The organism is Halomonas elongata DSM 2581 (assembly GCF_000196875.2).
In the GTDB taxonomy this organism is placed as follows: domain Bacteria; phylum Pseudomonadota; class Gammaproteobacteria; order Pseudomonadales; family Halomonadaceae; genus Halomonas; species Halomonas elongata.
Genome location: NC_014532.2, coordinates 3,590,769 through 3,615,024 on the forward strand (window position 1 = coordinate 3,590,769; position 24,256 = coordinate 3,615,024).

Sequence of the window (24,256 nt, forward strand, 5' to 3'; positions counted from 1 at the left end):
ATGGCGCGCTCATTGATCGACCCTGGTCCGGAGGGGGCCGACCCCACGCTGGGCCTCGCCGCATTCCTGGACGTCATGGACGTCGTCGGCCCCGTGTTGATGCCTATTGCGATCGCCTTTCTCGGGTTCAGCCTGTGGCCCTTGTGGACCGGTCGGCTGCGCCGGTCACAGCGACTGCCGTATGTGCGTCATGACTGCCTCAACTCCCCTGCTGAGCAGCACTTCGTCCGCGCTCTGCAGCGTGCGGTGGGGGATCAGTACACCTTGGCCTACAAGGTCCGGCTGGCCGATGTCATGACGGTCAAGCGCCGGCGAAGGCACCCTCGCGATCAACGCTGGTGGCGGTGGTTTCGCCCGATCAGCAGCAAGCATGTCGACGTGGTGGTCTGCGACCCGGCCGGCGGCCGCATGTACGTGGCCATCGAACTGGACGACCGCAGTCACCAGCGGCGCGATCGACGCCGGCGAGATGCCTTCGTGGATCAAGCCTTTGCCTCCGCTGGGCTTCCCCTGATCCGCGTTCGCGCCCAGCGGCATTATGACGTGTCGTCGCTGCGACAGCAGTTGGCAGAGCACCTGCCACTGCTTCCATGACCAAGCGACAACGAATTGGAGCAATAAGATGCAGAAGCTATCTCATGAGAGGGACGTAGAGGGCGCTAGGCAGGATGTAATGGACGTAGCCCGAGCACTGGGCGTCATGTCAACACGCCTACTTAAGCGGAATGGCAAGAAAATCTTTAGAGCCACGTGCTACACAAATGAATGCCATAACTTGCTGCTGTGGATCCTAGGATTGTTTGATGAACTTCCGAGCGGGAATGACCCAGCGAGCCTCGCTTTATTCTGTGATGACCTTACACGCTTACTTGAGCACCTGGAGTCTGGTGGGCCTGGAAGCCACCTCTATGCCTATGCGCTCACTCAGCGGAGTGTTTTCGAGAGATTCATTGAAAAATACAGCGACATCACCCCAGTGCGCTAAGTAATCTCGTAATCTCCCATGCCCACCCTAATTCCTCGTATCGCGGAAAAGTACCAAAATTATCTTCTGATGCATACTTCCAGCACCTTCCATCAAAGTAGACTTCATTTAATAGATCGGATATATCATAGGCCTCTTTAGGAGTCACCTGGCCGCTTCCTGCAATGATTGCTTGAGCAATAGAGTGGTTGCCTGAGGCTACCCACCCAACCTCAAGAGGCACCAGCCAGACCACATGGTGGTTTGGGTCCTGACGAAACGCCTTTTCGCTGTCGGATTTCACGATACGCCCTAGGTTGCCGAGCATTCTCCCAGGATGCCAGGGTGTGGGAAGAACTATTTCAGTTGCGAGGTCCAACTCGATCTTTTGACGGCTTGCTTCGGGAATACGCCTGTTCCAACAATACTCTGAGAAGTAGGAGCGCCCTCGGGAGTTCCGTGGGTCCGGGAGGAGGTTGAACCCAAGATCAAACATCCAGTCAGCTTCCTCGATCGCAGCATGGTCCGGTGCACTGTATGCGTGAGTGATGTGCCTCACCTGGATGGGCTTCATCACGATCTTTCGTAAGTCTCTCAGCCCCTCCTTCTCTCCCCTGTCAGCCATTCGGGTCGCACGATCCATCAAGAGGCGAAAGCGTGATGGGCGGCGCTTGAAAATGTGAAACATCCTTGCTCCTGAGGCAGAACTTTGTCTGGCCGGCAATGACTGTCCTTTGCAGCCGTAAACCCTACTCGATCCATTTCACATTCTCTACAGCCCCACCGCCACTGGACTGGCAACCTGACCTGAGTACAGCTCCAAACCTCAATGTCCGCTGTCTCAGGAGGCTTTAATGAAAAGATCGACCACCACGGCACTTGCGACCGTGTTATTCACCATGAGCTCAGCATCAGCCGGCGAAATTCCCTCTGTCCTTGAGGAACTCACACTTGGCGGCCAGGCCGTTACGCCTTCATCAGTAGAGCCGGCCCCCATGAATGGCTGGTATGAGGTGCGTCTGCGCACCGGCGAAACGCTCTACACCGATGCTAACGCCCGCTATGTCCTCGCCGGACAGCTCTTCGAGAACCGCAACGACCAGGTCGTCAACCTCACCGCGCAGCAGCGTCGCGAGCAACGCCTGGCGCAGTTGGATGAGCTCGACGACAGCGCCTATATCACATACTCAGCAGAAGGAGAGGAAAAAAGCGCGATCACGGTCTTCACGGATATCACCTGCCCGTATTGTCAGCAGCTGCATCAGGATATCAGCGAGCTGAACGCCGCCGGCATTACCGTCCGGTACCTACCGTTCCCCCGGCGGGGCGTGTCCAGCCCCAGTGGTCAGCGCATGGCCTCCATCTGGTGCAGCAAATATCCCCGACACGCTCTGAATCAGGCCTTCAATGGGCAAACCGCCCCCGTGGGCGATGAAGCCAAGGTGTGTCAGCCGACACTGGAGCAGGTTTATTCACTGGCCCAGCAATTTGGGGTTAGGGGTACGCCAGCCACCGTGCTCCCCAACGGTGAGCTCGGAGAGGGGTATCGACCGGTCGACCAACTGGTGCAGGCCGTTAGCCGTGCGACAGGCAATCACTGAATCAGACGAAGAGGAGTCCATCATGAATACCATCGTGATGTCAGGCGAAACCGGTGTCGGGAAAACGCGCGTGGTCGAAGCATTGGGCGTGAGTCGCCGCGTGATGCTGGTCGATCCGCTCTTGCAATGGTCGGTGCCTACCGCTCCTGCCGAAACGGTACCGGGAGATGGTCACCAACAGTGGTCAGCGCCTACAGGTCCCGCCGACCTGGTGGTCTTCGATCATCTCTCCTTCCTGCCAGACGCCGAGGATCAGGTGCGACAGGCCACGGCATGGTGCGAGGCACACCAGGCCAATCTGCTCCTGGTCGTACAGTTCCAGGAAGATCTCGCGTCACTGGGGATCTCGATACCAAGCGATGAACATGCAACGGTATCATTGTCACGCTCTCCCCAGGCGGAAGCGCTTCGTATCAGCATCCGCTACCCGGGGGAGACCACGGACTGGAATGCCACTTTCGATACCTACCTGCATGTCGCAGACAGTACCGCCCTCACGCGGCTTCTCAAGACCACCACGAACCGGAGAAGCAGGAAGGCCTCATGACAGGATCACGGGCAACATCACGCACGCGACTCGCCGAGGTCATGCGCGAGGCCATGGTGTTCGCCAGCCAAGCCGATGACCCCGGAGCCTTCCTGCAGGCCTGGCTCGAGGGCGACTGGCCACGGCTGCGACAGGAATGGCCCGAGTATGACATGCCCAGGGACCTCGAGGCCGGCAAGCTCGATTCAGGGGCGCAGGATATCGTTGAGGAAGCCTTCGTGGCCGGGCTGACGGCGTTCGAGCGGGGCGATGCCACTGCCACCAATCCATACCCGGCCAATTCAACACGACATCAGGCCTGGAGCAGCGGATGGACCTTGGCTCAGCAGCTGCATGACTACGGGTAGAAGAAACGTATCGCCTTCCATTTAACATTCTTCGATGCCCTCTCCACCCGGGCAACTCACCATGACCACATGCCCATCGTTCCAGGAGGCCGCTGTGGCTCGACACCCGACACGCTGGTTGATTCCGTTGCTTTCGATACTCGCCTTGCCGGCCTGGGCCGGCGTGGAGGTGTTCACGACGGCCGGGCAGCCGGTCGTCAATGTGCCGTCCGACGCAGCCGTCGTCGAAATCGATGCGCCGGCACGGCTGGATGCGCAGTTGTCAGAGGGCATTCCTGCCAACCGTGACCAGGCGCGCCAGGAAGCGCTGCGCCGACTGAAGGCACCTGATTGGCAAGCGAAACGTCAGGCCCTCAAGGAAGCGGCCATGGGCACAGCGCGCGCCTGGATGATCGGTATCAAGAAGGTGCCGGCGGTCGTCGTGGACAGCCGCTACGTCGTCTATGGCGAAGCCGATGTCAGCCAGGCCCTCGAGCAGATTGAAGCGTACCAGCAAGAGACCCAACAGGAGGCGAGCCCATGACAGCGACGACGACGTTCACGAATGCCGAGTTACAGTCAGCATTGGCCTATGCGGTCCGCAAGGCGGCTGAGGATGAATCACCAGAGACGCAATGTGCCTGGCTGACCCGCTTCTGTGTCTGGGCGCTGTACCCTGCCATTTACTCCGACATCAAAGCGCATCTACAGCCACTTGAGCGAGATGATACCCGATTCCCGGATCAGCACGAGTTATTAGAACAACTCCTGCAGGCTGGGCTCATCGCCACTCCCCGGGCAGTGGCCGTACGCGAGCACCGCTTCGATGGCGCGTTTTCTCAGCTGAACATGGCACTGGAGATGGATCCGGACCTCATCTGGAGGCCCGGAGCGTCACGTCCCGCGCTAACCCGTCTCACTCATGCAATGGGCCCCTATCTTCGACAGGCGGCAGACCTGATGGGTTTGCCGTCCAGTCCAGCAGATCAACCTCAGCTTCGCTTGGGTACCTTGCACTCCATACCTCAATCGCAAGCGGATCAATGGCCAGTCTATTCAAATCCTCGTGTAACGCTAGCCATTTACTGGCAGCCGGAAGAGCTCGCACCTGAGGGAGAAACCAGGCGTATTTCGAAATGATGGCGAAGTCGATGGCCTCCATGCCGACCAGCGGCCACCCGCGTTCCTGCGCCAACGCGTTACCCAAGGCGGAAAGGGCGTACCACGACTTGATGTGTCGTGTTGCTCGCACCTCGGCCGCGGGAGATGGGTTAGAAGGTGGAAGTCGCTCTTCCAACTCCAGCAGCAGTTGGCGATACCAGTTTTCCTCGTTTGTCATGCCGGGACTCCTGTGGCCAGTGGTTGGCTTGGTTGGGGAACCTCCAACGCTACCAAAGGATGCGCCCGGCACCGACTTCCTCCATGTCGCTCAAGGGGGTGTCCCATGAGCCTGATACAACGTTGGCAGGGGGGCGGCCTGACCACCCTGCTGGCCCTGGTGCTGAGTGTCAGTGGTGTCGCCAACCAACCGGTGCAGGCGGCCGAGATCTCCACCGTCGAGATCGCCGAGTCAGCACTGTCTCCGTCGTGCCTCGACTACAGGGCCATCGGCATCTGTGTGTGGCTCACCTGTACGGCTTGGGGCTGCTATACCGAAACGTCCATCAAGGTCACTCACTATATCCCGGAGCTGGTGGTCTCGAGCTATCAGCGCACCGGCGAGAATCCGTGGCCAGCGGTGCGCATGATGGCCCCGCCCAACAACCTGTCCCAGAGAGGCGGAACCAGCACGGACCGGCACAGCAACAACCACCAGAATCTGCGCTTCAAGAACGTGGATGCCATCGGCCATCCAGCCCTGGCCACCTTTCAGTCGGATTGGGGCGGGTTTCTGTGCAAGTCGCGTGGCAAGCCGATGCTGCCGTACTTCCTGTCCACGCTCGACCCGGCCGCTTGGCGCTCCAACATCCCGGAATCCGGCTATCCGCAGGCCCTGACACCGGGCGTGCGCGAGCTGGGGCAGCCTGGCGATCTGTGGGGCAACATCTATCCACGGGGCGGGTTCATCAACCAGGGCAACGACTACAAAGCCGGCGCTGTCGCCGCACAGCGCGTGGCCGACGTCGTCACGCGAACCGGTCAGCCGCATGTCTACAATCCGCTACTTTCCCACCACGACGAGGGCTACTGGCCACCGGATCCCGTGAAGGAAGGCGACCGGTCGACGCATCGCTGGCAGCCCCTCGCCCCTCAGATGGAAGACAGCTGTGCCGTCTGGCCCGATCGCGGGCCGATGGCCACCTACCAGGACCGGCGCGATGGCAGCGGGGATAACGTCTGGGCGATGTGGCGACCGATTACCTGCTGCGCGCGTCGTGGCGAGGAACTGCTCTTTGATACCGGAGGTGACGGATGGGTCGAATGACACACACCATGACTCGCCTGACGCTGGGCATCAGCCTGGCGGCGGCGGTCAGCACCGCACAGGCGCAAACCGCCTCGGATGCCCTGTATTACGATATCGGCGGCGCCGCCCCGATCAGCGTCTCCGCGGGGCGGGGCCACTCGCCTTCGGCGCTCAGCATGGGCGCCAGGTGGAACCTCAACGCCACCTGCGGCAACTTCGACATGGGCGCCTCCGTGTCGAACCAGCTCAACGGCATTACCAACGGCTTCCAGAACCTCATGGGTGATGTCGTCCAGAACGCCACCGGGGCGGTGGCGTCGTTGCCCGCCATGGTGATCCAGCGAGCGAACCCCCAGCTCTATGACCTGCTGCAGAACGGTGTGCTGCAGGGGCGCCTGGACTATGACAAGACCAAGCTGTCGTGCCAGAACATGGCCGAGCAGATGACCGACTTTGCCATGGGAGAGCAGTCCCAACAGGCTGCCAAGGCAGAGAATTGGAAGGCTACCGCCAAGAACACCCAGGACCCTGTCGCTGCTCAGGAAGTGGTCGAGGAACAAGGCGGCAACAAGGGCCGCACCTGGGTCGGCGGTCAAAAGCGCGGAGGGGAAAATCAAGAGCCGATCGAGGTCGTCGAGGATACAGCGATCGCGGGTTACAACCAGCTGCACGGCCGTAGCGATCCCACCAGCACGCAGTCAGTCTCTGGCGGTGGCCAAGGGTGGGGATCCATATCCACCAATGACGGTGACTGGCCGGGGGGCGGCAGTTTCAGTAATGCGGCCTCGGGTGATTGCCAGGGGGGCATGTGCACTGTCTGGCAGGATCCCCAGGAGGCCGCTGACTGGACCAAATCCGTGATCGGTGAGACCGAGATCCGGACCTGCGATGGCTGTGATAAACGACAAGGCCAGGCCGGCACCGGCCTGATGAAAGCCCTCGAGGAGGAACAGACCACCCTGGCCGAGAATCTCGCTGACCTGGTCAGTGGCAACACGGACCCCACGCCCAGCGCCCTGAATGCGGTGTCCGCTGGCCCGGGCCTGTCCGTCTCACGGGGCGTGATCGAAGCGATTCGCAAAGATCCCGATGCTGAACTGCTCACGCAGCGTCTGGCCGGTGAAATGGCGCTGTCGCGCACCCTCACCAAAGCCATGTGGGCACGCCGCACGCTCCTCGCCGGCGCCAGTGAGCCAGGCATCGCCAACAATGAAGAAGGCATGACCGAACTCGAGCGCAAGCTCACGCACCTCGATCGCGATATCGACGCGCTCAAGAGCGAGCTGGAAGTCCGCACCGCGTTGGCCAACAACGCCGCCCAGCTGGCCCTCCAGCGTGTGGCGCAGCGTCGGGCCAATACCAGTGCCCCAGGCGTCAACCTGCCCGAATCCCGTCGCGACAACCGCGGCCGTCCGTCTGAGGAGGCCAATTAATGGGGTTGCACCCGCGTACCTGGCCACCACTGCTGGTGGCCGCCCTTACGTTTCTGCTGGTCGTGCTGCTGAGCGGCATGATCGCTTCCGTGGCGATCTCGCTGCTGGGCAGCCTGACGGCATTTCAATCGGCCATGCACGTCGCGGCGCCGTGGCTGTTCCTGTGGCGCTGTGGCTTATATGGCCTGGGTTTCGTGCTCTGGCGGTATCGGCTGCGGCCGCGCACTGTGGCTCGTCTGCAAGATGACCAGGATGGCGGCCAGGCCGCCTATGCGATGCTGGTCCGCCTCGAGCGACATGTGCTCGTAGTGGTGGCCCTGATCGAGCTCTACAACCTCTACAACTGGTTGGGAGGCGCCTGATGGACGTATCACTCAACGTCAGCAATTACATGGAGACCGCGCTGTTGATGCTCGGCTGGGTCATCAACAACGGGATCTGGGACGCGATGCTCGGGACGGGCCTGGCGGTGATTCCGATCATCGCCCTGATTCTGTCGGAGTGGTACCAGGCACGCCGAGAAGGTGATGACGAAGGCAACAAGGGGCTGTTGACCATCAACCGCATCGAAGCCCGGCTGTACGCCATGATCATCATCGTGGCCTTCACGTGCATGCCGGTGCTTGGGGTGTCGTTCAACCCGGTGGCCACCGAAGAGATCGAGCGCAATGGCGAGACTTGCAGTACCGCCGTCATCGGGGATGGGGCGTATAGCGAGGACACCCTGAATTCCCTGGATGGGCAGAGTGCCAAGGCCCCATTGTGGTGGGCGTTCGTGCATGCCGTGTCGAAGGGCATGACCAATGTGGCCATCAGCAAGATCCCGTGTTCTCCGGATATCCAGGCGGTCGCCACCGAAATCGACATGGAGGAGATCGAAGACCCCATTCTGAAGGAAGAGGTGGCAGACTTCACGAATACCTGTTTCAAGGACGCACGCAGTAAATATCACGAAGAGCACGGCGAAATCGATCAGGATGACGCCGTCGACACCGACTGGCTCGGCTCCCACGAGTTCCTGGAGACGTCGGGCTACTACGACTCGCTATATGCCGAACGGCCGGTCAAAGGCTTCCCGTTTGATTCGGACCGGGACATGTCGCGCTCGAACACCGGCCCGGGACAACCAGGCTATCCGACCTGCAAAGAGTGGTGGCAAGACAGTGAAAACGGTCTCTACACCCGGCTGCAGGGTGAGATCAGTGGCATGGATCAACTGTGGCAGGCTCTGACCGATGGCACGACCAACAAGGACGTGGCCACCGAGGCCATGGTCCGGCGCATGGTGAGCGTCCATGGCGATGTCGGCAAGGGGAGCTCGTCGGGCAGCGTCAACGGTTATGGCGCTCGCGGTGAGAACAGCGCGGCCGACGCGCTCTCCAAGATCGTCGGCGGTGCCGGCGGGGCCATGACGGCTGGTGTGGCCAAGGTCGGCATGGACATGGTCAAACAAGCCCTGCCCATGATCCAGAACGCCCTGGTCATGGCTGTCGTGATCTGCCTGCCCTTCGTGATGGTGGTCTCCGGATACAGCTTCAAAGCGGCCGGTATGGCGACCTTCGGCTTGTTTGCGATCTTCTTCCTGTCATTCTGGTGGGAGCTGGCCCGCTGGATGGAGTACCACCTGTCAGTAATGCTCTATGGTGACGGCGCGTTACTGGTTCAGGCCGTCGTTGGCGGCGTCGAGAACGTGTACGACAGGATCGTGCTGACGTTCGTGGAGTGGTCGATGTACTTCATTCTGCCGTCAGTTTGGGTGGCGGCCCTGGGCTGGTCAGGGATGAAAGTTGGAGGTGCTATTGGTAACAATCTTCAGGAAGGTTCCAGGGGGGCCAAAGACGCCGGAGAGTCAGGCGCTAAGCAAGCGGCAGGAAAGGCTGGTAAAGCGGCAGGAGGTAAGTAGGGAAGATAAGGTAGGAAAAGGAAATAGGGCTCCGAGTGGAGCCCTTACAGTTCTGAGTTGCTACACAAAGGATGATCTGGTGTGTCCACCCTGAAGCCAGAAGCATTATTATAGTAACCTGGAGCCGCACGCCCCCCCGAGCTACTCACCCTTAGCATGATGTCCGTTCTGATAGTATCCGAATCCGTCAGGGCCTTCTGCAAGCCCCTGGAAGCCTTCGCCTGTTGATGCCCAGGTCTTTCCTGGAGCATTTTTATCAGCTCGCTTTGACGGGGTGTCTTGCCCATCATCTTCCGGCACGAAAGCCAACATCAGCTTCCCCGCATCATGCACAACGTTCCCCAGGGCACGGCCAGTCACACGACCAAACGCGACCGCGGCACCGGCCACGTCCTCGTGGCCCAGCTCGGCCGCTTGGCGATCAGCACCGGCTTTTAGCTGCTTCAGTCGTTCCTTGAGTGTCATGACGCACCTCTCGGGAGATACACGTAACCTAGATTATCTAGGGTAGATCGGTGTCGGGTGGCCATCAAGCCCCCTCACTGCGACCTCCCGATGCCTGCTGAGGTCCCCGATGCCACGAAGTGGCGTGTTCTTCTCGGGGGAGGCATACTCAACCAGTAGGCAATTTCGCTTGGTATCTCGGCTATGCCCGGATAGCACGAGGACAGTATCCGTAATCGAAACGACTGGAGTCATGGAATGATGCAGCGTACTGCTCACTGGTTGGTCGGCATGGCCATTCTCTCGATCTCGACGGCATCCCCCGCACAGCAACTGGACCCAGCTCTCTGCCTCAAGATCCATATCCCCTGGATGAACTACTTCGCGCCACTGACGGGGTCCAATATCAGCGAGCCGGACATTGCCACTGCCAAGCAAAAGCTCACGGACGCACGGCCGAATATGACGCCAAGGCTACAAGCGGCGCTGGATGACTTGGTCGCCGCCAATGAAGCGTTGGCTGACAATCCGAAGGACATGCTCGATTCGGATCACCCTCTCAACAATGGTGAGGCCGACCGCCTGTGGAATACCTATGAGGAAGAGTTTGAAGCCGCCTGTCCCGAGGTTTCCTCGTAAGCCCGCATTGATAACAGCGCCTGTGTGCAAAATCTGCAGGCTATCCCCGGCTAAGGCGCCTGGATTGCGCGAGAGAGCGCCTAGAATCAGCATTGTACTGCAACCCACTCCTTATAGAACTTCATTCTATCCCTCCGAGCCTCTTGCGGAGCCCATTCTGTTTGTGGTGATCTAAATAGCGTATGCAGCACTGTTCGGCCGTTTCCTTATATCGGCTGCAGACAGCTGATTTCGATGGAACGAACGTTATCAATCGACAAGGAGATGCACGATGAACCTCGGCGATTTCACATCTTTCGAGAAGTTTTTAACCCCAAAGTTGATCCAGGTCGCCTACTGGATTGGCATCATAATGATAGTTCTCGGTGGTATTGGAGGGATTGTCACAGCCCTATTCAGCGGGAAACTCCTGCTTCTTCTCATGAACATTATCGGCTTATTACTCGGCCTTCTGTTCTGGCGTGTCCTCTGTGAAGGCGCCATACTATTGTTCGGCATCTATGATCGACTAGGTGAGATCAAAGACGGCCTTCAAGAATCACGCTCAGTATCCAACGATAATTAACATACCGCCCTGGCGGCCTTCACTGGCTGTCAGGGCCTCTTTGTAGGTCTCAGGATATAACGCCGCGCCTGTGTGCAAAATCTGCAGACCTATCCCGGGCCAAGGCGTCTGGATTGCGCGAGAGAGCGCCGGGGTTCAGCGCTCCATCTCCCGACGCAGCTCAACCACTCTGGCGACATCCAGTCCTGAGAACTCCGCAATGAGCTCGTCTGACATGTCTCCGTGCTGGAGCATTCGACGAGCCATCTCTAAGGCATGACGTTCCTCGCCTTCCTGTTTGAAGCGTTCTGGCCATTCTCTAATGCGCTCTGCCAACATGGCGTGTACCTCCTGCAGATCCTGTAGGGCACTGATCTCGTCGGGGTCGAATCCTGGCCACCGGCTGGGAATCAGGACGCGTGTGACCCAGACAGTGAACGCCCGCCGAAGCGAGTCATGTTCGGGTGCCTGCAGCCACTCTCCCAGCCGCTTGAGCACCGCTTCCCACTGCGCCAAATCCTGACTGTGCTCCAACTGGAACAGCGCGCCCACCAAATTGCGTGTCTCCTCCAGATGATCTTCATTCTGGCAGATTTCCGCCTCATCGAGGAGGAGGTAGGGCAACGACGGTCGATAGTGGGACAATCCCCCTGGTATGGGTTCGACCAGGTCAACGACGTTTTGTGCCGCGGTCCAGCGCTGATCCCCATTATACAGCACGATGGGCAGCACCGGTGGCAGCTTGCCTGCGGGGGTAAAGGCCTTCTGCCGGATCAGGTCCTGGTACAGCAGCGCCTCATAAGCCATAACCCTGACGGCCATGTAGCGATCGACGGTGCGCTGGAACTCGATGAGCAGGTAGACATAGAGCCATCCCTCTCCCCAACGCACCCGCCAGATGATGTCATCCTCGCGGTCGCGCAGGTCATCCGAGACGTAGCTGCCGCTAACCTTCTCCAGACTGTCGAGATCCAGCTGGTCGACCCACTCTTCCTGGACGAACTCGGTCAGCAGGTCCCGCACCATCGCCGGTTCTGAGAAGAGGCGCTTGTAGCTGTTGTCGTGATCCGCCACGGATTAACCCTTCACCGCGTCCTTGAGTCCCTGCCCCGCCTTGAAGGCAGGCACCTTGGCGGCAGGGATCGTCATCTCCTCGCCGGTCTGCGGATTGCGCCCGGTGCGGGCCGCCCGTTCGCGTGTCTCGAAGGTCCCGAAGCCGAGGAGGGTCAGCTTGTCTCCCTGGGACAGCGTCTTGGCCACTGAGTCAGTGAAGGCCGTCAGGCAGCGCTCTGCCTGGGCCTGGGACAGTTCCGCGGTGGTGGCGATCTGTTTCACGAGTTCCGACTTGTTCATGGGTAGTCCCTCTCCAGCGTCATAGGCGAAAGCCGGGCGACGACCGCCCGCATTGGCAGCCTACTGAGCGTCGAACTCAAATGGCAACCGCAAAGGGTAAAATGGCTGATAAGGGAATGGCGCCCCCAAGGGGAAGGGGCTTACCCGTATAGGATAGAGGGTGGCAACCCCAAAGGGCGAAAGAGCCAAAGGGAAGATGGGGAAAGGGGACTTCTGCGTATCACGCGATTCGCGTTATACCCCGGGCTCTTGTCGGCATCGGCGCAAGTTCAACGCTGGTCGGATCTGCTGGTAATTCTGGACCTGCAGAGCGGTAATCGTCTGTTTCTCAGACTCAAGGCTTCCGGATCACTGACCAGCACATGCTGTAGGGGCCCTAGTGCTTCCGGTGGCAGGTACTGCACCCAGAGAAGGTCTTGATGCGCTGCATGGGGCCTCGGCACTCAGTCGATGGAAAGTTCGATGGGCGACAGCGTCAGCCCGGGACGAGGACGATAGTACAGGGTGCCGCTCAGCCCTTGCAGTGTCGCGCCCTTGGCATCGTCGTGGTAGACGCGACGATAGACGGGACGATCGCCATGGCGCCCGCCGATATCCAGCGACAGATCCTGCTCGGTAATCACCACCTTGCGAGTCTCGCCGCCGAACCAGCCCGTGCTCCAGGTCGCCTCGGCTTGCCAGGTGAACATGCCGGGAAACGGGGGCGTGGCACCGGGAAATTCCACCAGCAGCCATACCGACTGGTAGCGGGTGCCGAGCCGATGGTTCCATTCGTTGCGGCGCTCGAGGCGCACCCGGGGCGCGTAGAGCAGGCGAAACAGGCGATCGAGTTCCTGCTTGAGGTCGCCCGCCCAATCAGCGGGATGGCGGCCGAAGCGGGTGTTGCGCACCCAGTCCTGCAGTGGCGTCTCACGGGTGAAGTACAGGCTGACGGCGCCGCCGATGACTGATCGCGGTCGTCACTGAACTGGAAAGGGCACGGCTTCGACCGTGCCCTTTTCGTTGGCCTGATAGAGTCGACGCGACGATGGCTACTAAGCCCACCATACCTTACTCGGGCATATCAAGGCGTCGCCAGGCAAAGAAATGGTATCCCCCCAGGAGCATCGTCGCCTGCCGGTTACGCATCCTCTGTTCTGCAGGCCGCTTATCATGCAACCCATAGGCAAACAGCCGTTCCACTTCTTCTGGTAACTCAGGTGGTGCTGTTTCTCGTGTCCAGCGCCACCAGGCTTCGGCCATACGATACTCGTACTCGAGCGTCTGACGCGCCTGACGCCGAGTCATGCCATCGCTCGATAGAAATAACGCACGGATTTGGCGGGCTTCCTGGTCGACTTCTTCCAGCCACCCCCACTGCGTTTCCAGTTGACCGAGTGCCTGCTCCACTTCCGCTGCGTCGGCTTCTATCTGTTGCCATTCGTCATGAGGGGTAGTCAGCGAAGCGCTCGGCACGCCCAGTACACCGCTGGGCGTTCGATCGGGCAAGGTATCGAGTTGGGCCTCCAGCGCCGCGCGAGTAGCCCGATACTCCCGATATCGATGGGCAAGCCAAGCCAGATAGAGTTGAGCATGCTGCCGGAAGTGTGCCTCGTCAGGGGACAGCGCATCGTTGACGAGACGTTCATAGTGGCGTTGCAACGCTATCAGCGAATGGCCGTCCACCTGGTCGTTCAATTCGAATAACCGTGATGTAGCAACATCCTGAGCCTGCAGCTCTTCCAGACTGGGAAAGGACACACCCGCCATCATGGCGCTGCGGTACATGCGATGCAGTGCCGCCAGTGACAGCTCGGCACTGACCTTCTGCTCGTCGGGCTTCAGGCCACCGCCGATATCCTCGCTGATCCCAGGCTGGAGAATTTCTCGCCAGTCGGCCTGCAAGGTACCGAGGGGCCGGCAACGACGGTAAAAACGCCGCTCATGGGCGGCGATCAGGTGCAGCGCCCGCCGGCAGCCTGGATGGAGCGGGCCACCATCATCGAGGACCGGGGTCAGCGGGTGGAACCAATCCACAGGACCAAGCTCAGGGTGAGTGCGATCGACGCAGTCGAAGAGTCCCGCGAAAACGATCTGTACCTCCGCATCCTCGTAACGATAGTGTTCGCCCTCTTGCTCGCAGACCTCCTCCAGCAACTCGCGAACGAAGGCCTTAGCCAGGGCGGCGCCGAAATCGAAGCCGAAAACCGATACCCGAATCGTTCCGAGCGGCATCTGGCTATTGCCAGCCACGTCGCTCACCGCTCCCTGAAATTGCTCGATAGCGGCAGACTGCCGGGTCGCCGCCCCGCTCATCAGCAGGTTGGCGGTAATAGGATGATCACGGATAGGGCTGAAAACCTCGGCCCCGGTGCGAATGGCTGCATCCCGAGCGCTTTTGACCCACTCCCAGGGTTTGGTCAATGACGCCTTCCAGGAGCGGCCGAAGACCTCCCACCATGCGCCACCATCAGTATTAAAGACGGCCTCCTTGGCAGCTCCAGTCACACCACCACGGAGATGCCCCTCAACCCCATCTACTGCTTCGCTGGAAGCACGACGTAGAGTTGCCTCAAAGTTTTCCTGCACGTTTTCTTCATATGGAGCTCCCAAACCCGGAAGATACAGCCTACGAAATGCCTGGCCAAGCCTGTCTTTTTCCTGGTCAGGAAAAGCAGAATATAATCGTCCAATATTACTTACTCGTCCGTCACGAAGGTCCTGCTCAAGATGGCGCCCTATACCATCGAAGAAAATACCTATTTCTATCGTCAACTGGCAATCCACCCCGATGAGCGAAGAAGACTGACCTTCCGAGCGAGCATTAATCGCCTGACAGCGCTCCAACGTCTGCGAATCAACCATCCCGGGGATACTCCTGCTCCAGCTTATCCGTCAAGGGAGAGCCAAAATCTGGGCTCCATACCAGCTCGACCCTATTCTTGGGAAGGAAGTGTACATGTAGATAACGATCTTCTCGGCTACGTTCCGGCATAGGCAACGTCACACTATGACGTTCCTGCTCCATTCCTTGTTCTTGCTGTTTCTTGGACATACTAAGGATCCAAACGACTTCGACACTCCCCCCCCCTAAGGACCAACAGCAAGTAGCTCCCCCTCCAAAAGCTGCTAAATTACCTCCCCAATTATCGTTGACCCAGTAACTATAAATCGGCCGATCTATATAACTATGCCCTCTTAGTGAGCCTCCCTCCGGCATCCGGAGAAAGTTATACCAGCCGACGTAAGCGAGAATCGCTAGCACGCCTACTACCTGAATCCAGGTAGGCACGCCCCGAAATACCCGTCGAAACACCCAACGCCCCAGCATGGTTAATATTCCTCTTGCGTTTGAAGGCATTCGAGCAGTGTTTTATCACCACATACTGCTTGTTCAAGGCAGCGTTTCATCGAGTCACTTTGCAAGAAGCTCTCTCCTTTCTCTAACCAGAGATAAACATATATCCTGCGGTCCTCTGGGCGAAAAAGCTTTATCTCATCGGCAGCGAAGAGGGCCTTGGCAACTCTTCCTGGACGGTCACAAGGGCAGACATCCTCGAATAGCTCCGGCATCTCGCTCACAAAATGTGCGGTCAATGCCGTGGCCTCGGTGTCTCCCCGGAGTGAAGTCCACAGGTCTAGATCACAGTCGAGCCGCCAGGCATCGTGCCTCAAGCCATCATCCAACAGGCCTGCCAAGGATTGCCACCCCTCCTCCTGATCTGGATACCACCATCGCTCGATGCCATTGAAGAGATCCCGATGCCAAGCCCACGAGTTCGCCTCATGGAGGGCCTGGATGAGCGATGGCAAATAGAAGCGCATTAGCCAGGTTTTACCCTCCGGCGATATCACAGTCATGGCGGGCGCCAGTTGTCGAGCTAGCGAATCGCCGGATTGCGGACTTTCAATCCATGCCATCACCCCACACCCCATCGCGCCCAAGCTCTGCCCATCCAGATCACCATCAGGCAACTCCATCAGCCAAGGTCCCTCTCTGATCAAGTGCTCCTGCCGAGTGTCACGTATCAATGGCCAATAATCCCCATCGGCGGCCTCGATCAATGACGTCCGGGTCTCCCCCGGCAGCGCTCCCATCTCTATCAAGGCATATCGATTGCTGTCAGAGTCCTCGATATTTCGCCAGGCATTGGGCCTTACCTCCCTCTTCATGCCTCATCCCCCGGTATCAGTGACTGCCCCTCAGCGAGAGCCTTCTTCCAGCACTCCTCGCATACGTCAGGCGGCACTAACGTGGAAGCCAATGTGGCCTCGCTCTGACTGGGGTCGATTCGCTCGTGATGTTCGGCGGTGGCCTCGCCCGGCAACAGCGGTGCCTGGGCGCCCTGCCCCGTGCCGCTGCCGGGACTGCCACCGGCATTTACCTTCACGCCGGGGCCGTTGACGGTGACACCGCCACCATCGATCTTGAGAAAACTGCCGCCGGCCTTGAGGGTCAGCTCGCTGCCTGCCTCCAGCACCACCTTCTGGCCGGCCTTGATGTGCAGTTCGCGGCCGCTTTCGGTGAGCCAGGCCTGGCCTGCGCTCAGATGCAGGCTGCCATCGATGGTCAGGTGCTGGGCGCCATCGCTTTTCTCGCGTCGCTCGCCATGCACGGTGAGGTGGTCGTCACGGTCGAGCTCGCTCACCCGGTCGCGCTTGACGGCCAGGTGGCTGTCGCGGCGGATTTCCTCGGTGCGGTCGTTCTCGGTGAGCAGCTCCAGGTCCTTCTGGGCGTGCACCCAGATCTGTTCCTGGTCGTGCTGGTCCTCGAAGCGCAGTTCGTTGAAGCCCTCGCCCTGGTGGGTCTGGGTGCGCAGCACGGTGCGCGTCTTGTGCGCTGGCAGCTCGTAGGGCGGCGTATTCACCGCGTGGTAGGTGCGCCCGGTAATGATCGGCTGGTCGGGGTCGCCTTCCAGGAAAGAGACGATCACCTCGTGGCCGATGCGCGGAATCGCCATCATGCCGTAGCCGCCGCCGGCCCAGCCCTGGCTGACGCGCAGCCAGGCACTGGCGGTTTCATTGGGCTCGGCATAGCGATCCCAGGGGAACTGGCAGCGCACCCGGCCGTGAGCGTCGCAGTGAATCTCCTCGCCCTCGGGCCCCACCACGAAGGCCACCTGGGGGCCGTCGACCCGCGGCTTGGGCTCGGGCGCGGGCCGCCAGGCGGTGTCGTCCGGGATCAGCGTCAGGGTGTTGTGGTAGCGGGTCATGCCGTCGTCCTGGGCGGCGTCCTCGCCCAGCGCCTGGGGCTGTTCGCCCTCGTGGACCACCTTGACGACCTGCCAGCCGCGGTTGAGCTCGCTGACGTCGTGGTCGGCCAGGGTGAAGCGCGTGCCCGGGGCCAGCTCGGGCAGGTCGCTCTCGCCGGCCAGGGTCAGGGCGTCGTGACGCAGGTGCTCCAGCCGGTGGCGGGTAAAGGCCTGGCCCGAGGCGTCGGCCTTGTAGCGGCCCGGGTAGTCGTAGTGTTCGTAGTCGCCCCGCTGGCTGTACTGCTCCAGCCCGTCGCCCTGGCGCTCGTGCAGTTGCGCGTAGGCCGGGCGCTTGAAGCTGTAGTCCTTGAGCTGGGCCCGGGCCGGGCGCACCCGAGCGGTCTGGGTCAGCCGACGCAGGTGACGCTGCGGTGCGGTGCCGCCGGCGCGATGGTGGTAGGGGCGTTCGCCGAGCCCGGTGAGCACCTGGGGATCGTCGGCGAACACCAGCCGATGGGCGCCGAGGTCGCCATCCTCGAACTCATGGAAGTAGAACAACCCTTCCTCGGCGGCCAGGCGCTCGACGAAGGCCAGGTCGGTCTCGCGGTACTGCACGCAGTACTCGCGCTCGGCGGGCTCGCGGGTCACCGCGAAGGCCACATCGGTCAGGCCGCGTTCCTCGCACAGGGTGTTGAGGATGGTCAGCGGCGAGACGCGCTGGAAGATCCGCGAGTTCTGGCGCAACGAGAGCCGCCACAGCGAGGGACGGATCACGACCTCGTAGTGGCTGCGCCGATGGCCGCGGTCGCCGCGGCCGAACTCGGCGACGATGCCGTGGACCCGTCGCTGGGCCACGCCGTCCTGCCACACGGTGAGGCTCGCCGGGCGGTCGAGCAGCGCTTCCGGCGAGAGGTCGACGGCGCGGCTGGCAAAGCGCACGTGAAGATGAAACGGCGACGACAACGCCTCTTCATGAGTGAAGTCGACCACCGCCAAGTCGGCCTCACCGGCGCCGGTCAGGCTCAGGGTGAACTGCAGTCCGTTAGCCTGGGTCATGGCATCCCTCCTGGAGGCCGAATCCGTTCCTGGGTTCGCCGACGCGGCATGGTCGGCAGGACAGGTAGGTTACGCGAGTACATCGCCGAGGCAAGTCGTCGGCGGCATGCGTAAGTGATCGCTTACAATACAGCCAAGCAAACACTTACACATGCCGCCGCCAGGGCCGGAACCCTGGCGGCGAAAACGGTGCCCGCCGGGCGCGAGCATTGGCAGGGGCACCGCCTGTGGCGCGGCGTCTTAGCCTTCGATCGGGGCGCGCCAGTCGTCGGAACCGGAAGTGCCGGCGACGGTGTGCTCCCAGTCGATCTTGCGGTAGGCCAGGGAGACGTCCATCAGCTGAGTGAACTCGGCGCTGTTGGCGTCCTGAGCATGGGGCATGCGCAGGTTGATGTCGACGATGGTGGCATCGGTCAGGGCGGTGGTGAAGAAGTGCTCCTGCTTGCCTTCCACGGAGGTGCGGTACCACTTCAGCTCGACCGTGGGCAGCATCTCACCGGACGCCAGGGCGTTGTACAGCAGCGGCACGGCCTTGTTCAGGGCCACGGTGAAGATGAACGGCTTGTGAGCGCGCTGACCGGACGGCTGACCGGACTGCGGATCCGTCGGCACAGTGACGATGTGCTTGAATTCCTGGACGAGCATCTCGTCTTCATGGCCTTCGACGTAGATGTTGCCCACGGATTCGGGCGTGAAGGCGCCAGCGGTGATGTTGCCCTGAGTCTGACCTTCGATGCTGATATAACATGGGGTTGGCATGAGTCGCTTCCTTGACGATGAATTCGAAAAATCTTGCGCAATGTCCAGCGGACACCCCATATAAGGCACTTTATGTACCAAAAACAAAAACAGTCAATTTAATCAAAGGGATACATAAACACGGCACGGCATGACGTCAAGCGATCGAGCAAGAACTTGCCTGAAAGCGGGCAAGAAGTTGCCCAGCGGGCAAGATCTTGCTTGATCCCCCTCCTTCTTTCCTGGATTTTCAGAGCCGTCTTGCCGGTCACCAGGCAGCAAAGCTTGTCGTCGTCACACCCAACAGGCGAAAGTATCAGCACCTTTCGGGGATCCATGTCGACACGTGTGACGGTTCCCCCCACAGATTAGCTTGTCTGCCAAGGCTTATAGGGCAAGGAGACCAACCGTGCGCGACAAGTTACAACTGCCACAGCTCTGGGAACGCACCAAATACGTGTCCTGGCCGCCTAGCCATACCAACCCCCTCGTTCGCATCCCGCGCCCCGCCGGTGGGTATGAATGTCGCAGCATACCTCGCCAGCACGACGAATATGTCACGTTTCAGCGCTGCCTCGAGTACCGTGAACAACGAGGCCTCGAGATCTGGGGCTTACGCCGCTGGGCGGAATTGTGCAGCGTACCCAAGCGGTCAGTGGCAAAGCACCGGGCGAAGACCGCCGGGCCCATCACCGGCGTCTTCCATTACGAGCGGCCGGAGGGTACCACCGTCTGGATCGCCACCTGGTACGAGCGACAGCCGGACGGCCACACACGCAAGCGCAGTCAGGGATTCAGCTACGGCACACCGAAGTCCCAGTTTGCCACCTCCGAGCAAGCGGAAGCTGCCGCGATCGAAAAGCGACAGCAGGAAGAGTCCCGCTGGTACAGTACCCTTGGAGTCGGAGAGACTCGGATCGTGAACCGGTAACGTTTCCTCACCAGGCAACAACTGTCTGGCTTCTGACCGAAAACCGGACAGTTCCACCGAACAGGAGGCATACAGGCCATGTCTGACGCAGGGTTGATATCAGCCGTCAATAACCTCCCAGCCACTGAAACCCGGACAGTTCAAAATCGAACAGCCAATGACACCCGACGAGGCCGTCAACACCTGACCCGGGATGAGGTTCACCGCTTGATACGTGGGGCAATGCATCATCAACGTCACGGCCGGCGCGATGCACTCATGATTCGTCTCGCCTTCGAACATGGTCTGAGGGTCTCGGAGCTGGTGGCCCTGCGTTGGTCGGCCATCGACCTGGTCACGCATGAGCTGCGTGTGAATCGCATCAAGGGCAGTCTCGATGGTACGCACCCGCTTCAAGGCAGCACGGTGCGTGCTCTGAAACGCTACCAGCGACAAGACGGACGTTCGTCGGGCCTGGTGTTCGTCAACGAACGAGGGACGCCGGTCAGCGTCGATGGTTTCCGGCGCATGATGCACCGCCTCAGCGAACAGGTCTTGGGCGTGAAGTGGCATCCTCATGCCCTCCGTCACGCGTGCGGTGTGCACCTGATCAACAGCGGCGTGGATCTGCGGATCGTCCAGCAGTACCTGGGGCATGCCAATATCCAGAATACCGTGGCCTACACAGCCCTGACTGGCCGGCCGTTCGAAAGGCTCGTCTTCTAAGCACAATGCCGCTTGACAGCTTGTGCTGCCTCGCTAGCATGAGAGGTGCACGACTGCTGTTTTCGGACAGCCCGGTGTGTCTCGCCGGCCCAACGAGACGCCCTTACCCAAACTCGCCGCGCCTCCAGTGTGCGAGTGCCGCTCCGGCGGTTGGAGGCAACTTTCAAACCCACCAGGGGAGCTTCCCCTGGCAGGGGCGCTCCTCGAGTCCACAGGAGGCCCCATGCAGCTGGGCATTGCCCTTTTCAACGCCCTGCGTTCAGTCGACGTCCCTGACGATAAGGCCATGGATGTCGTGAATGCACTGGAGAAAGAAATGCAACAACACCTGGCGACTAAGCAAGATCTGGCCATCTTGGAGCAAAAGTTGTCGAGTACGCTGTACCGTGGGCTCTTGTTCCAAACGATGGCGATTGCCGGTCTTGTCATCGCTATCGTGAAGTTGCTGTAGCGGCTTAGCTACGCTTTCTCATTTATAACCAACGTCTCACCCACCCACTCGGGGGAATCACTTCCCCGATGGGAAGGTGGTCTCCCGAGCATGCCTATTGCTTCAAGGAGAACCACCATGACGACGTCAACTCAAGCCCAGACCACCTTCTTCAACCTCCACGTCGAAGGGGTTGGCTATCTCAACCGCATCCGCACCGTGGATCCGAAACGCGGCGACGCGTTTCTGGCCTGCAACATCAACGCCCTAAACGGGCCGGCGGATGACGTCAGCTATACGCGTTTCGATTGCCGTGTAAGCGGCCAGGAAGCGCAGAAACTGGTCCGCAAGTGCCAGCAAGCCGTGGACATGAAGAAGAAAGTCCTCATCGGCTTCAAACTGGGCGACCTCTGGACGGACACCTTTGTGTACCAGAAAGGCGATCGCCAGGGCGAAACCGGTGTCAGCCTCAAAGGCCGGCTACTGCTGGTGAAGTGGATCAAGATCAACGGCGAGACGGTCTATCAGCGCGAAGCCCCGGCTTCGGACGACACTGACACACCGGCGCCGCAAGCTGACCATGCCACAGCGACCCCGTCGCAAGAGGAGCCGGCACCGACTCAGCCCAACGGCTATGCCGCGGCTCAGTCCGGTGAATCGGCCGGCGCTTTCGAGACGCCGGCGGCTGCCTCATTCTAACTTTTCCCATCCACTGACCCGCCTGGGGAGACGTCTCCCCAGCGGGCGGTGTCTCCAGGGCGCCGTTCTGGAACACCGACATGGATCGGAAGCACTATATCAATAAGTTCGGATGGGAAGCGGTATCGACCTTGAGTCTCACCATCTTGGGAGCAGCCCTTGTAGGAATGCTGCTGACAGACCAAGTACGTGTTACTTTTGGCGTATCCGCCGCCGGCATTGGTGCTGCGCTACTCGGTGCGAGCATCACTGTCAGAGCTTCATTGGAGGCGAAGGAGGATACCCATGAATGACATCTTGCTTGCCTTCCTGATCACCAGCCCTGCTTGGGGACTGGCTCTGGCGCTATTGCCGACCACCATCCAAGAGCTGCGCGAGAAGTAGGTCGACGCGCGGTCGCTTACAGTTCAACACATCCACCCATCTGGGGAGACATCTCCCCGGTGGGGTGTCTCCCTTCCTCATTGGGAGACACTGATGGACACCTCAATCTACGACGCCATGCGTCATGCCGACCTGATTGTCGGCCATCATGAATCTGATCTCTACGTTCGGGACACGCGCCTCGTTTGCGGAGCTCCTCGAGGAGCTCCGCAAACGAGGCGTGACGTTCACAGTCACCCCTTTCCTCTCGGAAGCAGGTGAAGGACCGTGCCTGGAGATCCCGTTTGCCTACGCCCCCTTTTGGGAGCGTCGTGGTATGCAACCTTGATTCAGATCGAAAGCACGGACGTCATAGACGTCCGCTTTTATTATCTTACGTAAGGGTACAGGCCATGCCACTTTTTAATCGGGCTGGTATCCCACCTCGATATGCGTTTTTCCCGACAACCGATAGATCGCAACATGCTCATGCAATGGCAGGGCCTTCATCCAACGGCGAAAGTCCGATGGTGTAACGTCGTCCGGCATGCCTTTAGCAAAGGTGGCATCGTCCGCCGCCTCTCTGTACAACGTGAACCCGTCTAACCGGTTCTGATAGAAGGCCACGACGTCTTCGACAGTATCTGAGGTAGTCATCATGGCCACGGGGACCGCCCCCTCCCCTAGCGGCTCACCCTCGATGCCGGGAAGGCCGCTCGGATCCTGATGATGCGCCGTCAGTTCATGATCCGGATAGAGCGGGAGGGTCACTGCGTCCCGCGTCGCTTCGGCGTCCTGAGCCATGACGGCCTTGGCATCCTCGAGCCTACGCATCGCCTCCTCGGGGGAAGAGGAGGCATGCGCCGCACCGTCGGCATGAGACTGGCACGACTGCAACTCGGCCTCCGATACACCGGTGCGCTGCTGGGTCTGGCGACCAATGCAATCGCCGAAGGCGGCCATCTGCTCTTGCTCGGCTGGGACGAAGTATTCCGCACAGGCTTGCACCACCTCTTCCGCGAGGCGTCCACACCGGGACGTCTCGACGCCCAGGCAGGAGGCCATCCCCCCCTCCGCACAGGACTGCATCAGCTGTTCCCTGACTCGCTCGAGCCCCTGTTCGCGGTCGATCGCGTAGGCGGGCACTGCCGTGACCATTCCAAGCGCCAGAAGCAACGCGTATCTGCTCAGCATCATGATTCAACGCTCCTTATCAATGTTCCTCGCCCACCACATGGGGAGGTTCTGGTGACAGCCAGGAGAACGTCCGCTCCAGAAAGGCACGGCCATGGCTCCTCTGCCAGACACCATGGGCCATGATGACTTTCTCCGGATTGTAAGCGAGCAGGCGGTGGGTCGCGGCTCGCGCGACACACCGGCGAATGGTGGACCACCGTACCTCGAGCGGAGCCTTCGGCGCCGCCTCGGTGATGCTCCACAGGCGGGCAATCAGCCGCTGCCACGGCGCCCAATAGCGCGCCAGGAAGTCACGGCTCAAGGCTTCGCTCAGATCGGCCAGCAGGACCGTACGAGATGGCCGGTGGAAAAAGATCATCTCCTCAAGCAAGGGCGAACCGCGAAATTGGACGTGCTCGATGGTGCCGCGCCAGGCAACCGGAGGTGTATCGTCCAAGACGCCATCGAAGCACAGGTCACGGCATTTCCGGACCGTTGACGGCATACCCCAAAGTTTGGCGGCCGGAAAGGCCGCCCGCCAATCCGCCAGACCGAGATGATGAAGCTTGTTGGGACTGACCAAATGCGCCACCGTCCCAAACTCCGATACCTCGGTCATCAGTTCGTCGTCCAAGGGAATCGGCGACCATACCCATAATGTTCCATTCGGCAGGCGCACGATCACGCTGCGGGTGGGATAGGGAAATCCATAGAAGCTGACTATAGGCCCCTCCACTATCCAGACATCGCTGTCGACTGGCACCAGCCGGGAGGGTTGCGGAATTTCCACTCCTCGCGATTCCGGGCCTTGCTGAACCACATGCAT

The 24,256-nt window shown here is 60.3% G+C and carries 29 protein-coding genes; 16 read left to right on the forward strand and 13 right to left on the reverse strand.

The window, feature by feature from the left end:
* Positions 1-594 carry a DUF2726 domain-containing protein gene (locus tag HELO_RS16720; RefSeq protein ID WP_013333819.1) on the forward strand — a complete coding sequence of 198 codons (594 nt, stop codon included), beginning with the start codon at positions 1-3 and terminating at the stop codon, positions 592-594.
* Between the two features lie 374 nt (positions 595-968).
* On the opposite strand, the gene HELO_RS16730 is transcribed toward HELO_RS16720, so the two are convergent.
* A complete protein-coding gene (locus HELO_RS16730; protein WP_049786247.1) occupies positions 969-1,652 on the reverse strand; it encodes a DUF6710 family protein in 684 nt (227 codons plus the stop codon).
* 166 nt (positions 1,653-1,818) lie between these two features.
* On the opposite strand from HELO_RS16730, the gene HELO_RS16735 reads away from it, so the two are divergent.
* The 4 genes from HELO_RS16735 (at position 1,819) to HELO_RS16750 (ending at position 3,982) form a co-directional block, all read left to right on the forward strand.
* Positions 1,819-2,565 carry a DsbC family protein gene (locus tag HELO_RS16735; protein ID WP_013333820.1) on the forward strand — a complete coding sequence of 249 codons (747 nt, stop codon included), beginning with the start codon at positions 1,819-1,821 and terminating at the stop codon, positions 2,563-2,565.
* Positions 2,566-2,587: 22 nt separating this feature from the next.
* Positions 2,588-3,112: a hypothetical protein gene (locus tag HELO_RS16740; RefSeq protein WP_013333821.1), complete on the forward strand. Its 525-nt coding sequence runs from the start codon at positions 2,588-2,590 to the stop codon at positions 3,110-3,112.
* A complete protein-coding gene (locus HELO_RS16745; protein ID WP_013333822.1) occupies positions 3,109-3,459 on the forward strand; it encodes a ribosome modulation factor in 351 nt (116 codons plus the stop codon). The genes HELO_RS16740 and HELO_RS16745 overlap by 4 nt, the downstream gene beginning before the upstream one ends.
* Before the next feature lie 94 nt (positions 3,460-3,553).
* Complete coding sequence (locus tag HELO_RS16750) at positions 3,554-3,982, forward strand: TIGR03757 family integrating conjugative element protein (protein WP_013333823.1); 429 nt, start codon at positions 3,554-3,556, stop codon at positions 3,980-3,982.
* 372 nt (positions 3,983-4,354) lie between these two features.
* On the opposite strand, the gene HELO_RS16755 is transcribed toward HELO_RS16750, so the two are convergent.
* The gene (locus HELO_RS16755) at positions 4,355-4,777 is read right to left on the reverse strand and encodes a hypothetical protein (RefSeq protein ID WP_041602221.1); all 423 of its coding nucleotides are present in this window, start codon (positions 4,775-4,777) and stop codon (positions 4,355-4,357) included.
* A gap of 105 nt (positions 4,778-4,882) precedes the next feature.
* On the opposite strand from HELO_RS16755, the gene HELO_RS16760 reads away from it, so the two are divergent.
* Genes HELO_RS16760 through HELO_RS16775 form a run of 4 tightly spaced genes read left to right on the forward strand, consistent with a single transcriptional unit; the run spans position 4,883 to position 9,181 of the window.
* Positions 4,883-5,863, forward strand: a complete 981-nt coding sequence (locus HELO_RS16760) for a TIGR03756 family integrating conjugative element protein (protein WP_013333824.1) — start codon at positions 4,883-4,885, stop codon at positions 5,861-5,863.
* Positions 5,860-7,278, forward strand: a complete 1,419-nt coding sequence (locus tag HELO_RS16765; RefSeq protein ID WP_013333825.1) for a hypothetical protein — start codon at positions 5,860-5,862, stop codon at positions 7,276-7,278. The genes HELO_RS16760 and HELO_RS16765 overlap by 4 nt, the downstream gene beginning before the upstream one ends.
* The gene (locus HELO_RS16770) at positions 7,278-7,640 is read left to right on the forward strand and encodes a hypothetical protein (protein ID WP_013333826.1); all 363 of its coding nucleotides are present in this window, start codon (positions 7,278-7,280) and stop codon (positions 7,638-7,640) included. The genes HELO_RS16765 and HELO_RS16770 overlap by 1 nt, the downstream gene beginning before the upstream one ends.
* The gene (locus tag HELO_RS16775) at positions 7,640-9,181 is read left to right on the forward strand and encodes a conjugal transfer protein TraG N-terminal domain-containing protein (protein ID WP_013333827.1); all 1,542 of its coding nucleotides are present in this window, start codon (positions 7,640-7,642) and stop codon (positions 9,179-9,181) included. The genes HELO_RS16770 and HELO_RS16775 overlap by 1 nt, the downstream gene beginning before the upstream one ends.
* A gap of 141 nt (positions 9,182-9,322) precedes the next feature.
* Here HELO_RS16775 and HELO_RS19225 read toward each other — a convergent pair whose 3' ends face one another.
* On the reverse strand, positions 9,323-9,646 hold the full coding sequence (locus tag HELO_RS19225; protein WP_157953428.1) for a hypothetical protein: 324 nt from the start codon (positions 9,644-9,646) through the stop codon (positions 9,323-9,325).
* A gap of 237 nt (positions 9,647-9,883) precedes the next feature.
* Between HELO_RS19225 and HELO_RS16780 the strand changes: the two genes are divergently transcribed.
* Together HELO_RS16780 and HELO_RS16785 are read left to right on the forward strand one after the other, a co-directional pair.
* Positions 9,884-10,264, forward strand: a complete 381-nt coding sequence (locus HELO_RS16780) for a hypothetical protein (protein WP_013333828.1) — start codon at positions 9,884-9,886, stop codon at positions 10,262-10,264.
* A 271-nt stretch (positions 10,265-10,535) separates the two neighbouring features.
* Positions 10,536-10,829, forward strand: coding sequence for a DUF4282 domain-containing protein (locus HELO_RS16785; RefSeq protein ID WP_041602222.1), 294 nt, complete (start codon positions 10,536-10,538; stop codon positions 10,827-10,829).
* A gap of 135 nt (positions 10,830-10,964) precedes the next feature.
* Here HELO_RS16785 and HELO_RS16790 read toward each other — a convergent pair whose 3' ends face one another.
* The 8 genes from HELO_RS16790 to HELO_RS16825 form a co-directional block, all read right to left on the reverse strand.
* Positions 10,965-11,882, reverse strand: coding sequence for an Rpn family recombination-promoting nuclease/putative transposase (locus tag HELO_RS16790; protein ID WP_013333829.1), 918 nt, complete (start codon positions 11,880-11,882; stop codon positions 10,965-10,967).
* A gap of 3 nt (positions 11,883-11,885) precedes the next feature.
* Positions 11,886-12,161 carry an HU family DNA-binding protein gene (locus tag HELO_RS16795; RefSeq protein ID WP_013333830.1) on the reverse strand — a complete coding sequence of 92 codons (276 nt, stop codon included), beginning with the start codon at positions 12,159-12,161 and terminating at the stop codon, positions 11,886-11,888.
* Positions 12,162-12,604: 443 nt separating this feature from the next.
* Positions 12,605-13,051, reverse strand: a complete 447-nt coding sequence (locus HELO_RS16800; protein ID WP_013333831.1) for a hypothetical protein — start codon at positions 13,049-13,051, stop codon at positions 12,605-12,607.
* 160 nt (positions 13,052-13,211) lie between these two features.
* Positions 13,212-15,005, reverse strand: a complete 1,794-nt coding sequence (locus HELO_RS16805; RefSeq protein ID WP_013333832.1) for a DUF2235 domain-containing protein — start codon at positions 15,003-15,005, stop codon at positions 13,212-13,214.
* The gene (locus tag HELO_RS16810) at positions 14,998-15,501 is read right to left on the reverse strand and encodes a DUF3304 domain-containing protein (RefSeq protein WP_321465184.1); all 504 of its coding nucleotides are present in this window, start codon (positions 15,499-15,501) and stop codon (positions 14,998-15,000) included. Before HELO_RS16810 ends, HELO_RS16805 begins: the two co-directional genes overlap by 8 nt.
* Positions 15,474-16,313, reverse strand: a complete 840-nt coding sequence (locus HELO_RS16815) for a DUF4123 domain-containing protein (protein ID WP_041602223.1) — start codon at positions 16,311-16,313, stop codon at positions 15,474-15,476. Before HELO_RS16815 ends, HELO_RS16810 begins: the two co-directional genes overlap by 28 nt.
* Positions 16,310-18,388 (reverse strand): type VI secretion system Vgr family protein, encoded by a 2,079-nt coding sequence (locus HELO_RS16820; protein WP_013333833.1) that lies wholly within the window; start codon positions 18,386-18,388, stop codon positions 16,310-16,312. Before HELO_RS16820 ends, HELO_RS16815 begins: the two co-directional genes overlap by 4 nt.
* A gap of 240 nt (positions 18,389-18,628) precedes the next feature.
* Positions 18,629-19,147: an Hcp family type VI secretion system effector gene (locus HELO_RS16825; protein WP_013332685.1), complete on the reverse strand. Its 519-nt coding sequence runs from the start codon at positions 19,145-19,147 to the stop codon at positions 18,629-18,631.
* A gap of 388 nt (positions 19,148-19,535) precedes the next feature.
* Here HELO_RS16825 and HELO_RS16830 point away from each other — a divergent pair, with 388 nt between their 5' ends.
* The 5 genes from HELO_RS16830 (at position 19,536) to HELO_RS16850 (ending at position 22,184) form a co-directional block, all read left to right on the forward strand.
* Positions 19,536-20,057: a hypothetical protein gene (locus HELO_RS16830; RefSeq protein WP_013333834.1), complete on the forward strand. Its 522-nt coding sequence runs from the start codon at positions 19,536-19,538 to the stop codon at positions 20,055-20,057.
* Positions 20,058-20,240: 183 nt separating this feature from the next.
* Positions 20,241-20,762, forward strand: coding sequence for a tyrosine-type recombinase/integrase (locus tag HELO_RS16835; RefSeq protein WP_269777404.1), 522 nt, complete (start codon positions 20,241-20,243; stop codon positions 20,760-20,762).
* Positions 20,763-20,985: 223 nt separating this feature from the next.
* Positions 20,986-21,213 (forward strand): hypothetical protein, encoded by a 228-nt coding sequence (locus HELO_RS16840; protein WP_041602224.1) that lies wholly within the window; start codon positions 20,986-20,988, stop codon positions 21,211-21,213.
* 117 nt (positions 21,214-21,330) lie between these two features.
* Positions 21,331-21,891 carry an STY4534 family ICE replication protein gene (locus HELO_RS16845; protein WP_041602225.1) on the forward strand — a complete coding sequence of 187 codons (561 nt, stop codon included), beginning with the start codon at positions 21,331-21,333 and terminating at the stop codon, positions 21,889-21,891.
* Positions 21,892-21,971: 80 nt separating this feature from the next.
* Positions 21,972-22,184 (forward strand): hypothetical protein, encoded by a 213-nt coding sequence (locus HELO_RS16850; RefSeq protein ID WP_041602226.1) that lies wholly within the window; start codon positions 21,972-21,974, stop codon positions 22,182-22,184.
* Between the two features lie 493 nt (positions 22,185-22,677).
* On the opposite strand, the gene HELO_RS16855 is transcribed toward HELO_RS16850, so the two are convergent.
* A complete protein-coding gene (locus HELO_RS16855) occupies positions 22,678-23,451 on the reverse strand; it encodes a hypothetical protein (protein WP_013333837.1) in 774 nt (257 codons plus the stop codon).
* A gap of 16 nt (positions 23,452-23,467) precedes the next feature.
* Entirely contained in the window at positions 23,468-24,256 is a 789-nt protein-coding gene (locus HELO_RS16860; RefSeq protein ID WP_013333838.1) for a DUF4336 domain-containing protein, read from the reverse strand.